This is a genomic window from Streptomyces populi, assembly GCF_002911015.1.
In the GTDB taxonomy this organism is placed as follows: domain Bacteria; phylum Actinomycetota; class Actinomycetes; order Streptomycetales; family Streptomycetaceae; genus Streptomyces; species Streptomyces populi.
This window is the reverse complement of record NZ_KZ627006.1, coordinates 1-13,388: the sequence shown is the minus strand read 5'-3', so window position 1 is coordinate 13,388 and position 13,388 is coordinate 1. Positions and strand designations below refer to the sequence as shown.

The following is a 13,388-nucleotide window of genomic DNA, read 5'->3' as shown; positions in this document are numbered from 1 at the left end:
CACCCGTCTCCAGGAAACTCGGCCGCCCCTGGGCGTCCCCCACGGCCCCCGGGGGCAGCGGGATCACCCCGGGCCGCTCGTCGTGGTACTTGCTGGTGATCTTCGCGACGGTCACCCGCGTCCCGCGCACCACCAGCACCAGGCACGGCCGGTCCTTGGCCCCCGGCCCGTCCTCGTAGGGCACGTTCGCCCACCAGATCTCCGCCGCCCGCGGAAGCGGGCCCTCACGCCGCGTCCCGCCCCGGAGGGGCCCCCGGGCCCGGCCCGGGGGACGCGTCCGCCCGGCCGGACGGCGCCCTCGGCGCCCCCAGCCGTCCACCAGCGTCGCGACCAGCGCGAGCAGAACCACCGCCGCCAACGCGATCCACCAGGACGTGTCCACAGCAAAGAAGGTACCGGCGCGCGGAAACCTTCGCCCGCCCTGCGGCGACCGCCGGCGCCCCGAGGAACCCCCGGTGTCCCGGGAGGGTGATCCGAACTGATCCAAACGACACCTCCCAGGACCATCCGAACCGGTGACAGCACAGGTGAGTTCGCCCACAACGGCCCCTGGCGGAGGAGCGACCCGCCCTTTTGCGCCTTACGCTCGACGGACCGCACGACCCCCGTCCTCCCCGTTTCCAGTTGCTACCCGCCAGCGGAGGTTTCTGCTTTATGAAGCTCACCGTCGTCGGCTGCTCGGGGTCGTTCCCGTCCGCGGAATCGGCCTGCTCGAGCTACCTCGTAGAGGCCGACGGCTTCCGGCTGCTCCTCGACATGGGCAACGGTGCCCTGGGCGAGTTGCAGCGCCACTGCGGTCTCTACGACCTCGACGCGATCTTCCTGAGCCATCTGCACGCCGACCACTGCATCGACATGTGCGGCTACTTCGTCGCGCGCTACTACCGCCACGACGGAGGCCGCTGCGCCCCGCTCCCGGTCTACGGCCCCGAGGGCACCGAGCACCGCCTCACCACGGCCTACGCCGACACCCCCAGCGCGTCGTCCATGAGCGAGGTCTTCGACTTCCACACGGTCAAGCCGTCCACCTTCGAGATCGGCCCCTTCACCGTGCACACCGAACGGGTGGCCCACCCGGTGGAGGCGTACGGCATCCGGGTGGAGCACGGAGGACGGTCGTTGACGTACTCCGGCGACAGCGGGGTGACCGAGGCCCTGGACGAACTCGCCCGTGACACGGACCTGTTCCTGTGCGAGGCCGCGTTCACCCACGGCAAGGAGAACATCCCCGGCCTGCACCTCAACGGCCTGGAGGCCGGCGAGACCGCCGCCCGCGCGGGCGCCCGCCGCCTCGTCCTCACCCACATCCCCCCGTGGACGGACGCCGCCACCAACCTGACGGACGCCCGCTCGGCGTACCGGGGCCCGGTGGAACTGGCGGCGCCGGGGGCTACGTACGAGATCTGACGCCCACGGCACGCACGAAGGCCCCCGGAACCAGACGGTTCCGGGGGCCTTCGGCCGTGGGGGAGGGGCTCACGCCTTGGTGAGGTCCTCGATCTCCTCCTCGGGCTCACGGCCCGGGGTGGGGAGGTTGAACTTGGTGATCGCGAAGCGGAAGACCGCGTAGTAGACCGCCGCGAACACCAGACCGATCGGGATGATCATCCAGGGCTTGGTGGCCAGGTTCCAGTTGAGCGCGTAGTCGATGAAGCCCGCGGAGAACGTGAAGCCCGCGTGGACGCCGAGCGCCCAGGTGACCGCCAGGGACAGGGCGGTCAGCACCGCGTGGATCGCGTACAGGAGCGGCGCGATGAACATGAACGAGAACTCGATCGGCTCCGTCACGCCCGTCACGAAGGAGGTCAGCGCCAGCGAGACCATCATGCCCATCACGGCCTTGCGGCGCTCGGGGCGGGCGGAGTGCGCGATGGCGATCGCGGCGGCCGGCAGACCGAACATCATGATCGGGAAGAAGCCCGACATGAACATTCCGGCGCTCGGGTCACCGGCGAAGAACCGGTTGAGGTCACCGTGGACCACGGCGCCCGTGGCGTCCTTGAAGTCGCCGATCTGGAACCAGGAGACGGCGTTCACGAACTGGTGCATGCCGACCGGGATGAGCGCGCGGTTGATGAGACCGAACAGACCCGCGCCGACGGTGCCCAGACCGGTGATCCACTCACCGAAGTCGGAGATGCCGGTACCGATCGGCTCCCACACCAGGCCGAAGAAGACACCCATGGCCGTGCCGACGAACGCCATGATGATCGGCACCAGGCGGCGGCCGTTGAAGAAGCCGAGCCAGTCCACCAGCTTCTTGCGGTGGTAGCGCTGCCACAGCACGGCGGACAGCAGACCCATGATGATGCCGCCGAGGACACCGGGGTTGTTGTAGGTCGCGGCTATGTCCGCGCCCTTCTGGATCTTCGCCTCGGTGACGGGGAACGCCTTGAGGACGTTGCTGTAGACCAGGAAGCCGACCAGGGCGGCGAGGGCGGTGGAGCCGTCGGCCTTCTTGGCGAAGCCGATCGCCACACCGATGCAGAACAGCATCGGCAGGTTGTCGAAGATCGCGCCACCGGCGGTGGCGAACACCTCGGTGACCTTGTCGGGCAGGTGCAGCTTCTGCGCGATGTCCGGCACTCCGAGGCGGAGCAGGATGCCCGCCGCGGGAAGGACGGCGATCGGCAGCTGCAGGCTGCGGCCGACCTTCTGCAGGCCCTGGAACAGGCCGGATCCCCGCTTCTTCGCGGGTGCCGCCGTTGCGGTGGCGGTGCTCATAGTTCCTCCATGTGCCGGCGCTGCCCGGGGACGGAAAGGGGTACGACAAGGTCGGCAGCGACCGCGTGGTCTACACCACCAGTGGTGTAGACCTGTTTCTAGCACGGTGAAGGCCGGATAAGGAAGGCTCGAATCCTGCGGCCCGAGCCACAGCGGGAATAACTGATTCCGTTCATGCCGAAGACCCCCGGACCAGCAGGTCCGGGGGTCTTCGGCATGAACGCGCCAAGCGGTTCGCGCGAAGGACTACGCCTTCGTGGTGTCCTCGACCTCCTCCTCCGGCTCCCGCCCCGGAGTCTTCAGATCGAACTTCGTGATCGCGAACCGGAAGATCGCGTAGTACACCGCGGCGAAGCACAACCCGATCGGAATGATCAGCCACGGTTTCGTCGCCAGGTTCCAGTTGATGACGTAGTCGATCAGACCCGCGGAGAAACTGAAGCCGTCGTGCACGCCGAGCCCCCAGCTCACCGCCATCGACACGCCCGTGAGCACCGCGTGCACCGCGTACAGCAGCGGCGCGATGAACAGGAACGAGTACTCGATCGGCTCGGTGATGCCCGTGACGAACGACGTCAGCGCCACCGAGAGCATCAGACCGCCCACCTCCTTGCGCCGGTGCGGCTTCGCGGTGTGCGTCATCGCGAGGGCCGCCGCCGGCAGCGCGAACATCATGATCGGGAAGAAGCCCGTGAGGAACTGCCCCGCGTTCGGGTCGCCCGCCAGGAACATGTTGATGTCGCCGTGCACCTCCGTGCCGTCCGGCTTGACGTAGGTGCCGAACTGGAACCAGATGGGCACGTTCAGGAACTGGTGCAGACCGATCACCAGCAGCGCCCGGTTCGCCAGGCCGAACACACCCGAGCCCCAGGCCCCCAGGCCCACCAGCCAGTCGCTGAAGTTCTCCAGCGCGTCACCGATCGGCGGCCAGACCCACAGGCACAGGACCGCGAACGCCATGGACACGAACGCCATGATGATCGGCACCAGGCGGCGGCCGTTGAAGAAGCCCAGCCAGTCCACCAGCTTCGTACGGTGGTAGCGCTGCCAGAAGAACGCCGACATCAGCCCGATCACGATGCCGCCGAACACCCCGGGGTTCTGGTAGGTGAACGAGACGACCGAGTTGTCCTCCAGCTGACACCCCAGCGCGATCTTGACGCTCCCGCCCGGGCAGGTTTCCGGGAACGCGCGCATCACGTTGTAGTAGACGAGGAAGCCCACGACCGCCGCCAGTGCCGTCGAGCCGTCCGCCTTCTTCGCCATGCCGATGGCCACGCCGACGCAGAACAGCATCGGCAGACCGAGGTTGCCGTCCAGCAGTGCGCCGCCCGCCGCGCCGATCACCTTGGACAGGTTGTCCCAGCCGAGCCCGTCCGCGCCGAACACGTCCGGCTGGCCCAGTCGGTTGAGGATGCCGGCCGCCGGCAGCACGGCGATCGGCAGCTGCAGGCTGCGGCCCATCTTCTGTAGCCCCTGGAAGGCCTTGTGCCAGCGAGCACGTGCTGGCGATACGTCACTTACCGCGCTCATGGGCGTCCTCCGGGCGGGCCGGTTTGGCGACTGCCCGCCGACTGGTGTAGACCAGTTGACGACGGGTCGCTCTGTCGTGATCGCCATCCTTCGGCACCCACGACATGACCGCTCGCGAAGTTGGGCCAACTGTGGGTTACTGCGACAAAGCGGTTCTGATCAGGGAGTAGGACATGGCCACCAAGGCTGAGAAGATCGTCGCCGGGCTCGGCGGCATCGACAACATCGAAGAGGTCGAGGGCTGCATCACCCGCCTGCGCACCGAAGTCCGCGACGCCTCGCTGGTCGACGAGGCCGCCCTGAAGGCCGCCGGCGCCCACGGAGTCGTCAAGATGGGCAACGCCATCCAGGTCGTCATCGGCACCGACGCCGACCCCATCGCCGCCGACATCGAAGACATGATGTGACCGACGGAACCCGCTGAAGCCCCCCGGCTCCCCACGAGCCGCACACCGCTTCAAGAGCTCCGGCTCACCCGTGAGGGGCTGTTTCCGCCACCGGCGGACAGCCCCTCGCACCCGTGCGGATAGGCTCGACGCCATGTCTCGAATCGACGGCCGCACCCCCGAACAACTGCGCCCCATCACCATCCAGCGCGGTTGGAGCAAGCATGCCGAGGGCTCCGTCCTCGTCTCCTTCGGCGACACCAAGGTCTTCTGCACGGCCTCCGTCACCGAAGGCGTCCCGCGCTGGCGCAAGGGCAGTGGCGAGGGCTGGGTCACCGCCGAGTACTCCATGCTGCCCCGCGCCACCAACACCCGCGGCGACCGCGAATCCGTCCGCGGCAAGATCGGCGGCCGCACCCACGAGATCAGCCGCCTCATCGGCCGCTCCCTGCGCGCCGTCATCGACTACAAGGCGCTCGGCGAGAACACCATCGTCCTCGACTGCGACGTCCTCCAGGCCGACGGCGGCACCCGCACCGCCGCCATCACCGGCGCCTACGTCGCCCTCGCCGACGCCGTCACCTGGGCCCAGGGCAAGAAGCTCGTCAAGCCCGGCCGCAAGCCGCTCACCGGCACCGTCTCCGCGGTCTCCGTCGGCATCGTCGGCGGCGTCCCCCTCCTCGACCTCCGCTACGAGGAGGACGTCAAGGCCGACACCGACATGAACGTCGTGTGCACCGGCGACGGCCGCTTCGTCGAGGTCCAGGGCACCGCCGAGGCCGAGCCCTTCGACCGCAAGGAACTCAACGCCCTCCTCGACCTGGCCGTCGCGGGCTGCGACGAGCTCGCCGCCATCCAGCGCGCGGTACTCGAAGAGGCCTCACAGGCAACCGCGGGTTAACCCTTCGCGTTCTTATGGGTACGGGCGTACGGTCCAGCCGTGCGCCCGCCGGCCCCTTCGGGCGGATCGGGCCGACCGCACAGCGGACCGGTGCGGTGCGCCGACGTGGCCGCACCACACCACGCCCACGGGGAGGGACCGTTCCATGGCCGCGCGCCACCGCACTCGCAGACGTACCGCCGCACTCGCCGTCATCACCGCACTCGCCGTCCTGCCCGCGACCGTCGGCTGCGACGCGGTCGGCAAGGCGCTCGACTGCGTGCAGACCGCCGACGCGATAGCCGACAGCGTCACCGACCTCCAACAGGCCGTCGAGAACGCGGCGAACGACCCGACGCAGACCGGCGAGTCCCTCAACGCCATCGAGAACAACCTCGACAAGATCGGCGACAAGACCGACAACGCCGACGTCAACAAGGCGGTCGACGAACTGAGCAAGGCCGTCGGGAACGTCCGCACGGCCGTCAAGAACGGCGACACCACCCCCGACATCAGCCCCGTCACGGCCGCGGCGGGCGAACTGACGAAGGTGTGCACGCCGTAAAGGCCCCGGCGGACCCCGGGCCGGACTCCTGACCCGCGGCCGGCCGCGGGGCGAGGCCGTCGGAAACCGGGCCCCGGGGCGGGCTGCGGGGCCGTCAGGAACCGGTCCCGGACCGGGCTCGGCGATACTGGCGACCATGACCCGCCTGATCCTCGCCACCCGCAACGCCGGAAAGCTCACCGAGTTGAAGGCGATCCTCGCCGACGCAGGTCTCACCCACGACCTCGTCGGCGCGGACGCCTACCCCGACATCCCCGACGTCAAGGAAACCGGCGTCACCTTCGCCGAGAACGCCCTGCTCAAGGCCCACGCGCTGGCGCGGGCGACCGGACTGCCCGCCGTCGCCGACGACTCCGGCCTGTGCGTCGACGTCCTGAACGGCGCCCCCGGCATCTTCTCCGCCCGCTGGGCCGGCCGCCACGGCGACGACCGCGCCAACCTGGACCTGCTCCTCGCCCAGCTCTCCGACATCGACGCCCCTCACCGGGGCGCCCACTTCGCGTGCGCGGCGGCGCTCGCCCTGCCCGACGGCACGGAACGCGTGGTCGAGGGCCGCCTCCTCGGCACGCTGCGGCACACCCCGGCCGGCACGAACGGCTTCGGCTACGACCCGATCCTCCAGCCGGAGAACGAGTCCCGCACCTGCGCGGAACTGACCCCGGAGGAGAAGAACGCGATCAGCCACCGCGGCAAGGCGTTCCGAGCACTGGTACCGGTGGTGCGGGAGTTGTTGGGCTGAGTACACGAAGAACGGCCTGCACACCTTTCGGTGTGCAGGCCGTTCAAGGTGCGGCGGAAGGGATTCGAACCCTCAAGCCGTTTCACGGGCCACAGATCCTAAGTCTGCTGCGTCAGCCGTTGCGCCACCGCCGCTAGTCGCCTGCCATCGTATCGGGAGTCGCTCGCGGCGTTCTGCCTCCCCTGCACCAGGTGCTCGTGAGTGCGTGACAGTTGGGGCATAGATAGCGCAGATTCTCCCTGCGGTTGTCCCGCCAGTCCCCGTTGACATGGTCGATCTGCAAGGTGATCGGGCGGCCCAACCACTCACCGGTGTTGCCGCACCCTGATCCCATACATACGTAGGGCACCCCGATCTCTGCCATGGCGCGGTGGAGGCGGGTCCTGTTGGTCCGTCCGGCCTGGTCCGGCAGGACGACCAGCACCCGGTGCGCGATTGATGAGGGTGCCGGACGTTCCGGTCGTCCCCAGGCCCGGCGTTTGAAGTGGCTGGTGTCGAGACCGAAGCGGGACGCTGCGCGTCGGACACGCCGGTGATTGGTGTCGTTGACGTCCATCCCGAGACCGCGCATGACGTCGGCATAGCTGGTGGAGCTACGGACGAGAGTGCGCAATCCGTCCTCGGGAATCGGTGTGCGCCGGTGGGTGAAGTGCCCGATGTCGACGCCCTGAACTGCCAGCATGCGGCTCAGCGTCGCGCGCGAGCGACTGTCGTCCGGAACGCCCAGCGCGCGTGCCACCCCACGCACGCTCGTTGAAGCCGCAGTGGCTGTCCGCAGTTCCTCCGAGGCGAACGGCAGGTCCGGCTCGGGCCGGTCCATGCCCGGAAAGTGACTGACGTCGATTCCCGCCGCGCCGATGCGGCGGCGGATGTGGGACAGGGTCCCCGTGGCCGGGGTGGCACCCAGCCTCAGCGCCACCTCGCGCAGCGAGGACGACAAGGCGGCTGCCTCCGCGATGGCGGTATCCGGGTACTTGCGCCACGGGCTGCGCTTGACGAAGTGGCGGGTGTCGAGGCCGTGACGCTCCACCTTCTCCTGGAGCACGCGACGTTGCCCTCCACTCGATCTGAGGCCGAGTCGCCGCATCAGATCGGCCCAGTTGCGGGCCTCGGCGACGGCCGGGGCGAGGCGTTCCCTGCTGTACGGGTCCGTTTCCGCCTCGGCGGGGTCGGGGGTGGCCGTCGCCACCCGTTCCCCTGTGCTCTCCCTGCTCATGCACCTCTCCGTCCTCGATCGCACGTTCGTGATCCCGTACGGACCAACGAACCGTTTATCGGACGGTTACGCCCGGTGAGGGGACGGGTTTCGGGGTGCTCAGTGGCCCGAGGTCGCCTTCAGGCCCACCACCGACACCAGGAGCAGGCAGATGAAGAAGATGCGGGCCGCTGTCATGGGCTCGCCCAGGACGGCCATTCCCAGGATCGCGGCGCCCGCCGCGCCGATGCCGACCCAGACGCCGTAGGCCGTGCCGATGGGCAGGGAGCGGGCCGCGTAGGAGAGGAGGACCATGCTCGCGACGATGCCCGCGCCGGTCAGGACGCTGGGGAGCGGACGGGTGAACCCGTCGGTGTACTTCATTCCGATCGACCAGCCGACCTCGAGCAGACCGGCGACGATCAGCAGGACCCAGGCCATGGGGGGTACCTCCGGGAGACGAGACGACGGCGGCGAAGGGTGCGTCGTCTTTGCCAGGCCCGGTACGGCGCGTCTCGTCGGGGTCCCTCCACCGTAGCAAAGGAATGCGAAAGGGGCCGGTGACCATGGTCACCAGCCCCTTCAGGGTGCTTACGCCCTACAAATACAGGCCGGTCGAGTCCTCGGAGCCCTCGAAGCGGTCCGCGGCCACGGCGTGCAGGTCCCGCTCGCGCATCAGCACGTAGGCGATCCCGCGCACCTCGACCTCGGCACGGTCCTCGGGGTCGTACAGGACCCGGTCGCCCGGCTCCACCGTACGGACGTTCTGCCCGACCGCGACGACGTCGGCCCAGGCGAGGCGGCGGCCCACCGCCGCCGTCGCGGGGATCAGGATGCCGCCGCCGGAGCGCCGCTCGCCCTCGGCGGCGTCCTGTCGTACCAGCACGCGGTCGTGCAGCATCCGGATGGGCAGCTTGTCGTCATGGGTGCCGTGCGTTTCACGATGGGTGCTCACGCGCTGAACCTACCTGTCCCGGTCGGTTTCGTAGGCGGGCGGGTCAGCGCCCGCGCCGACGTGTACCCATCACGAGCAGCCCGACGAGTCCCACCGCGACGAGTGCCACCGGGACGATGCGCTCCAGCCGGGGCGCGCCGTCCTCCGTGACGAACTGCCCCTTCACGTCGCCGACGACCCGGTTCACGCCGACGTAGGCGCGTCCCAGGGTGTGGTCGATGTTGGAGGCCACCTTCGCCTTGGCGTCTCCGACGATCGTCTTCGGGTGCACCCGTACACCGATCTCGTCGAGCGTGTCGGCGAGTGTTGCGCGGCGGTGTTTGATGTCCGCCTCGATCTGCGCCGGAGTCCTGGTATCCGGCGTTCTCGACGTATCCGACACCGAGCTGCCTCCGTGGTCGTGTAGTGGCTCCCTTGTTCGGACAGTCTGTCAGTTCGTACCGGACCGCACCCCTCGGCACCCCCTATTACGCTCGTTCCGTATCTACAGCACATTCCATCCCCCGGCCACGTGAGGTTTTGATGAGCGAGCGACTCCAGCCCGGCGACACCGCCCCCGCCTTCACCCTGCCCGACGCCGACGGCAACGAGGTCTCCCTCGCGGACCACAAGGGCCGCAAGGTCATCGTCTACTTCTACCCGGCCGCCCTCACCCCCGGCTGCACGAAGCAGGCCTGCGACTTCACGGACAACCTCGACCTGCTGGCGGGCGCCGGCTACGACGTGATCGGCGTCTCCCCGGACAAGCCCGAGAAACTGGCCAAGTTCCGTGAGAAGGAGTCCCTGAAGGTCACCCTGGTCGGCGACCCCGACAAGACGGTGCTGGAGGCGTACGGGGCCTTCGGCGAGAAGAAGCTGTACGGCAAGACGGTCGTCGGTGTCATCCGTTCCACGGTGGTCGTGGACGAGGAGGGCAAGGTCGAGCGGGCGCTGTACAACGTGAAGGCGACCGGCCACGTGGCGAAGATCATCAAGGATCTGGGGATCTGAGGACCTGACCGCCGGCCCGTGATCCGGCGCGTCCGGTCACGGGCCGGCCCGGCGCCGCTGCCCCGGCGGCGCCGGGCCCGCTCAGTGCCTCTGGTGCCTCGGCGCGGACCCGCCCGGTGGGCCCTGACCCGCTGTCGTGCCCGCCGTCGTGCCCGCCGTGGTGCCGGTGGGGGTGCCCGAGTCGGCCGTGGTGCCCGTCGTGGCGCCGCCGGTGGCGGATCCCGGAGACCCGGTGGTACCGCCGTCCGTGGCGGTGCCGCCGGTGTGCGTACCGCCGGTGGCGCTCGGCGAGGATCCGCCGGAGGTGCCGCCGGTCCGGCCGTGGGCCGGTCCCTCGGTCCGGTCCCGGTCCGGTGTCCGGCCGTTCGTCGGCGCCGGTGCGCTGCCGCCCGTCCCGTCCCGGGTCCCGTCCGCGTCCTGGCCGCCGTCCGTGCCGCCGTCGTCCTGGCCGCCGGTGGTGTCCGGTGCGCCGGTGTCGTAGTCGGGCTCGTCCGGCTCCTCCGCGCCCGACTGGAGTTCGAGGTCGAAGTCCGAGACCTCGGTTCCCTCCAGGGCGTCCCGGGTGAACTGGGCCCAGATCCGGGCGGGGTAGCCGCCGCCGTTGACGCGGGCCTGGCCGAGGGCGCCGTACAGGGACTTGTGGGCGCCGGTGTCGGGGTCCTGGCCCATCACGGCGACGACGGTGGCGAGGTCGGGGGTGTAGCCGGCGAACCAGGCGGCCGTGTCCTCCTCCGCCGTGCCGGTCTTGCCGGCGGCGGGCCGGCCGGCGTTCTGCGCGGCCTGCCCGGTGCCGCCGTCGACGACGCTCTGGAGCATGGAGGTCGTCGTGTCGGCGGCCTCGCGGCTCACGGCCTGCCGGTCCGCCGACGTGTCGGCCGGGGCCGGCAGTTCCACGCTCTCCGAGCCGTCCTTGGTGATCTTCTCGACGAGGGTGTACGCGCCGTGCCTGCCGTGGTTGGCGAGGGTGGCGTACGCCTCCGCCATGTCGAGGACGCTGGCGGTGGCCGGGCCGAGCGCGATGGAGGGGGAGGCGGTCAGGTCGGGGGTGTCGGCGGGCAGGCCGAGGGCCACGGCGGTCTTCTCCACGTTCGCGGGGCCGACGTCGACGGCCATCTGCGCGTACACCGAGTTGACCGACCTGTCGGTGGCGGTGCGCACGGAGATGTCCCCGTACGACTCGCCGTCCTCGTTCTCGGGTGCGTAGGGGCCGCCGTTCCAGCCCCGCACGGGGCGCTGGTCGGTGCCGTCGTAGACGGTGTTCGGGGTGATGGGGCGGCCGTCCTCGGTCCGTGAGCCGTTCTGGACGGCCGAGGCGAAGACGAACGGTTTGAAGGTGGAGCCGACCTGGTAGTCCCGGCGGGTGGCGTTGTTGACGTACTGCTTGGTGTAGTCGATGCCGCCGTACATCGCGAGGACCTTGCCGCTGGAGGGGTCGATGGCGACGCCGCCCGCGCGGACGTAGGTGTCCACCGTGCGGTTCTTCCTGTCGAGCCGGTCCATCACCTGGTCGTCCACGGCCTTCACGAAGGCGTCCTGCTTGGGTTTCTGGAGGGTGGTGGTGATGCGGTAGCCGCCGCGGGTGAGGGTGTCCTCGTCGAGGATCTTGTTCGAGGTCAGATAGGCGGTCACGGCCTGGACGAGGTAGCCGCGCTGGCCCGACAGGCCCGCTGATCCCTTGGCCTGCCGGGGTTCCGGGAAGGCGACCCGGTCGCGTGCGGCGCGGGTCAGCCACTTCTGCTTGACCATGCCGTCGAGGACGTAGTTCCAGCGGGCGAGGGCCACGGCCTTGTTCTCGGGGTGCGCGGTCACGTCGTACTCGCTGGGCGCGTTGAGCAGGGCGGCGAGGTAGGCGCCCTGGCCGACGGTCAGGTCCTTGGCGTTCACGCCGTAGTAGGCCTGGGCCGCGGCCTGGATGCCGTAGGCGTTGCGGCCGTAGTAGCTGGTGTTGAGGTAGCCCTCCAGGATGTCGTCCTTGCTCTTCTCCCGGTCGAGCTTGATGGAGATGAAGAACTCCTTCACCTTCCGGGTGACGGTCTGTTCCTGGCCGAGGTAGTAGTTCTTGACGTACTGCTGGGTGATGGTCGAGCCGGACTGCCTGCCCTTGCCGGTGGCGGTGTTCCAGCCGGCGCGGAGCATGGCCTTGGGGTCGATGGCGGACTCGCTGTAGAAGTCGCGGTCCTCGGCGGCGAGGGTGGCGTGCTGGGCGTCCTTGGAGATGTGCGTGAGGGGGACGTTCTCGCGGTTGACGTCACCGTCGCGGGCGAGCTGGCTGCCGTCGGCGTACAGGAAGACGTTGCTCTGTTTGATCGCGGCGGCGTTCGCGGAGGGGATCTCGACGAGGAAGTAGCCGAGCGCGAAGAGGCCGGTCAGGAGCAGGGCCGTGCCGAGGACGGTGCCGAGCAGCATGCGCCAGGTCGGGACGAGCCGGCGCAGGCCGGTCCGCTTCGGCCGCTGCTTGCCCTTTCCCTTCCCTTTCGGCTTCTGCTCCGTGCCGGGCCCGCCCGGTCCCGCTCCCGGCCCTGTCCGCGGTCCCGCCGCGGGGGCCGGGCCCGGGCGGGGGCCCGTTCCCGGTTCCCTGGGCGCCCAGCCCTGGCTGCGCTGCTGCGGCTCGTCGCTCATCTGTTCGCCGGACTCCTGTTTCGCGTCGCACGTTCCGTACGCCCTCTTATGACTGATACGTCCCGTATTGAAGACTCTCGCACCATGCGTTCGGTTCCCCGGTCCCGGCACGCGTCGCGCCGGAAAATGCATGGCGGGCCGCGACGGACCCGGATTAAGCTCCTGCGCTTTGGCTCAACGCGGAGGAAAGGGACGGGTTGTGGGCACGGCGCGGTTGTACGCGGCTGTCGCGGGCAGCGGGTTCCGGCGGTACGCCACCTACCGGGTCGCCACCGCCGCGGGCGTCTTCACCAACACCGTCTTCGGGCTGATCCTGGCGTACCTGTTCATGGCCCTGTGGGACAGCAGGCCGCACCTCGGCGGCTACGACCAGGCGCAGGCGCTCAGCTACGTGTGGGTCAGCCAGGGGCTGCTGATGGTGGTCGCGATGATGGGCGGCGGCTTCGAGGACGAACTGATCGAGCGCATCCGTACGGGTGACATCGCGATCGACCTGTACCGGCCCGCCGACCTCCAGCTGTGGTGGCTCGCCCAGGACATGGGCCGGGCGCTGTTCCACCTGCTGGGCCGCGGGGTGGTCCCGCTCCTGTTCGGCGCGCTCGTCTTCGACCTGGCGCTGCCCTCGGACCCGCTGACCTGGCTGGCCTTCCTGGTCGCGGTCGCGCTCGGGGTGGTGGTCGGGTTCGCGATCCGCTTCCTGGTGGCGCTGTCCGCGTTCTGGCTGCTCGACGGCGCGGGGGTGGCGCAGCTGACCTCCATCGCGGGGATCTTCTGCTCGGGGATGCTGCTGCCGCTGAACGTC

The 13,388-nt window shown here is 69.6% G+C and carries 15 protein-coding genes, 1 tRNA gene and 1 riboswitch; of the genes, 7 read left to right on the top strand and 9 right to left on the bottom strand.

Annotated features, from left to right (window positions below; translation table 11 throughout):
• The coding region (locus tag CW362_RS40120) for a type II toxin-antitoxin system PemK/MazF family toxin (RefSeq protein ID WP_103554528.1) at nt 1–382 on the bottom strand (382 nt) is incomplete at its 3' end.
• A gap of 272 nt (nt 383–654) precedes the next feature.
• Here CW362_RS40120 and CW362_RS40110 point away from each other — a divergent pair.
• The gene (locus CW362_RS40110; protein ID WP_103554524.1) at nt 655–1,407 is read left to right on the top strand and encodes an MBL fold metallo-hydrolase; all 753 of its coding nucleotides are present in this window, start codon (nt 655–657) and stop codon (nt 1,405–1,407) included.
• A gap of 69 nt (nt 1,408–1,476) precedes the next feature.
• Here the strand turns inward: CW362_RS40110 and CW362_RS40105 are convergent, their stop codons facing one another.
• Complete coding sequence (locus CW362_RS40105) at nt 1,477–2,724, bottom strand: PTS transporter subunit EIIC (RefSeq protein ID WP_103554523.1); 1,248 nt, start codon at nt 2,722–2,724, stop codon at nt 1,477–1,479.
• A 246-nt stretch (nt 2,725–2,970) separates the two neighbouring features.
• Nucleotides 2,971–4,257, bottom strand: coding sequence for a PTS transporter subunit EIIC (locus CW362_RS40100; protein ID WP_103554522.1), 1,287 nt, complete (start codon nt 4,255–4,257; stop codon nt 2,971–2,973).
• Nucleotides 4,258–4,430: 173 nt separating this feature from the next.
• Between CW362_RS40100 and CW362_RS40095 the strand changes: the two genes are divergently transcribed.
• The 4 genes from CW362_RS40095 to rdgB all read left to right on the top strand — a co-directional run bounded on the left by CW362_RS40095 (nt 4,431) and on the right by rdgB (nt 6,827).
• Nucleotides 4,431–4,664, top strand: coding sequence for a PTS sugar transporter subunit IIB (locus tag CW362_RS40095; protein ID WP_103554521.1), 234 nt, complete (start codon nt 4,431–4,433; stop codon nt 4,662–4,664).
• A 133-nt stretch (nt 4,665–4,797) separates the two neighbouring features.
• A complete protein-coding gene (rph, locus tag CW362_RS40090; protein ID WP_103554520.1) occupies nt 4,798–5,544 on the top strand; it encodes a ribonuclease PH in 747 nt (248 codons plus the stop codon).
• A gap of 145 nt (nt 5,545–5,689) precedes the next feature.
• Nucleotides 5,690–6,088, top strand: coding sequence for a hypothetical protein (locus CW362_RS40085; protein WP_103554519.1), 399 nt, complete (start codon nt 5,690–5,692; stop codon nt 6,086–6,088).
• Nucleotides 6,089–6,224: 136 nt separating this feature from the next.
• Complete coding sequence (gene rdgB / locus CW362_RS40080; RefSeq protein ID WP_103554518.1) at nt 6,225–6,827, top strand: RdgB/HAM1 family non-canonical purine NTP pyrophosphatase; 603 nt, start codon at nt 6,225–6,227, stop codon at nt 6,825–6,827.
• 49 nt (nt 6,828–6,876) lie between these two features.
• On the opposite strand, the gene CW362_RS40075 is transcribed toward rdgB, so the two are convergent.
• From CW362_RS40075 to CW362_RS40055, 5 genes are all read right to left on the bottom strand, one after another.
• Nucleotides 6,877–6,961: transfer RNA gene (locus tag CW362_RS40075), tRNA-Leu, on the bottom strand.
• Nucleotides 6,961–8,043, bottom strand: coding sequence for an HNH endonuclease signature motif containing protein (locus tag CW362_RS40070; RefSeq protein WP_240658306.1), 1,083 nt, complete (start codon nt 8,041–8,043; stop codon nt 6,961–6,963). The genes CW362_RS40075 and CW362_RS40070 overlap by 1 nt, the downstream gene beginning before the upstream one ends.
• Before the next feature lie 99 nt (nt 8,044–8,142).
• Nucleotides 8,143–8,463 (bottom strand): DMT family transporter, encoded by a 321-nt coding sequence (locus CW362_RS40065; RefSeq protein WP_103554517.1) that lies wholly within the window; start codon nt 8,461–8,463, stop codon nt 8,143–8,145.
• A gap of 38 nt (nt 8,464–8,501) precedes the next feature.
• A riboswitch (guanidine-III (ykkC-III) riboswitch) is annotated at nt 8,502–8,571 on the bottom strand.
• A 49-nt stretch (nt 8,572–8,620) separates the two neighbouring features.
• Nucleotides 8,621–8,923, bottom strand: a complete 303-nt coding sequence (locus tag CW362_RS40060) for a GroES family chaperonin (RefSeq protein ID WP_103554526.1) — start codon at nt 8,921–8,923, stop codon at nt 8,621–8,623.
• A gap of 97 nt (nt 8,924–9,020) precedes the next feature.
• Nucleotides 9,021–9,359: a DUF3618 domain-containing protein gene (locus CW362_RS40055; protein ID WP_103554516.1), complete on the bottom strand. Its 339-nt coding sequence runs from the start codon at nt 9,357–9,359 to the stop codon at nt 9,021–9,023.
• Between the two features lie 140 nt (nt 9,360–9,499).
• Between CW362_RS40055 and bcp the strand changes: the two genes are divergently transcribed.
• A complete protein-coding gene (gene bcp, locus CW362_RS40050; protein WP_037619171.1) occupies nt 9,500–9,967 on the top strand; it encodes a thioredoxin-dependent thiol peroxidase in 468 nt (155 codons plus the stop codon).
• 81 nt (nt 9,968–10,048) lie between these two features.
• Here the strand turns inward: bcp and CW362_RS40045 are convergent, their stop codons facing one another.
• The gene (locus CW362_RS40045) at nt 10,049–12,586 is read right to left on the bottom strand and encodes a transglycosylase domain-containing protein (RefSeq protein ID WP_103554515.1); all 2,538 of its coding nucleotides are present in this window, start codon (nt 12,584–12,586) and stop codon (nt 10,049–10,051) included.
• 199 nt (nt 12,587–12,785) lie between these two features.
• On the opposite strand from CW362_RS40045, the gene CW362_RS40040 reads away from it, so the two are divergent.
• The coding region (locus CW362_RS40040) for an ABC transporter permease (RefSeq protein WP_240658305.1) at nt 12,786–13,388 on the top strand (603 nt) is incomplete at its 3' end.

Excerpts from the sequence above, each read along its gene's own strand:
- CW362_RS40110 (WP_103554524.1), top strand. The coding sequence starts at position 655 with ATGAAGCTCACCGTCGTCGGCTGCTCGGGGTCGTTCCCGTCCGCGGAA.
- CW362_RS40105 (WP_103554523.1), bottom strand. The coding sequence starts at position 2,724 with ATGAGCACCGCCACCGCAACGGCGGCACCCGCGAAGAAGCGGGGATCC.
- CW362_RS40100 (WP_103554522.1), bottom strand. The coding sequence starts at position 4,257 with ATGAGCGCGGTAAGTGACGTATCGCCAGCACGTGCTCGCTGGCACAAG.
- CW362_RS40095 (WP_103554521.1), top strand. The coding sequence starts at position 4,431 with ATGGCCACCAAGGCTGAGAAGATCGTCGCCGGGCTCGGCGGCATCGAC.
- rph (WP_103554520.1), top strand. The coding sequence starts at position 4,798 with ATGTCTCGAATCGACGGCCGCACCCCCGAACAACTGCGCCCCATCACC.
- CW362_RS40085 (WP_103554519.1), top strand. The coding sequence starts at position 5,690 with ATGGCCGCGCGCCACCGCACTCGCAGACGTACCGCCGCACTCGCCGTC.
- rdgB (WP_103554518.1), top strand. The coding sequence starts at position 6,225 with ATGACCCGCCTGATCCTCGCCACCCGCAACGCCGGAAAGCTCACCGAG.
- CW362_RS40070 (WP_240658306.1), bottom strand. The coding sequence starts at position 8,043 with ATGAGCAGGGAGAGCACAGGGGAACGGGTGGCGACGGCCACCCCCGAC.
- CW362_RS40065 (WP_103554517.1), bottom strand. The coding sequence starts at position 8,463 with ATGGCCTGGGTCCTGCTGATCGTCGCCGGTCTGCTCGAGGTCGGCTGG.
- CW362_RS40060 (WP_103554526.1), bottom strand. The coding sequence starts at position 8,923 with ATGCTGCACGACCGCGTGCTGGTACGACAGGACGCCGCCGAGGGCGAG.
- bcp (WP_037619171.1), top strand. The coding sequence starts at position 9,500 with ATGAGCGAGCGACTCCAGCCCGGCGACACCGCCCCCGCCTTCACCCTG.
- CW362_RS40045 (WP_103554515.1), bottom strand. The coding sequence starts at position 12,586 with ATGAGCGACGAGCCGCAGCAGCGCAGCCAGGGCTGGGCGCCCAGGGAA.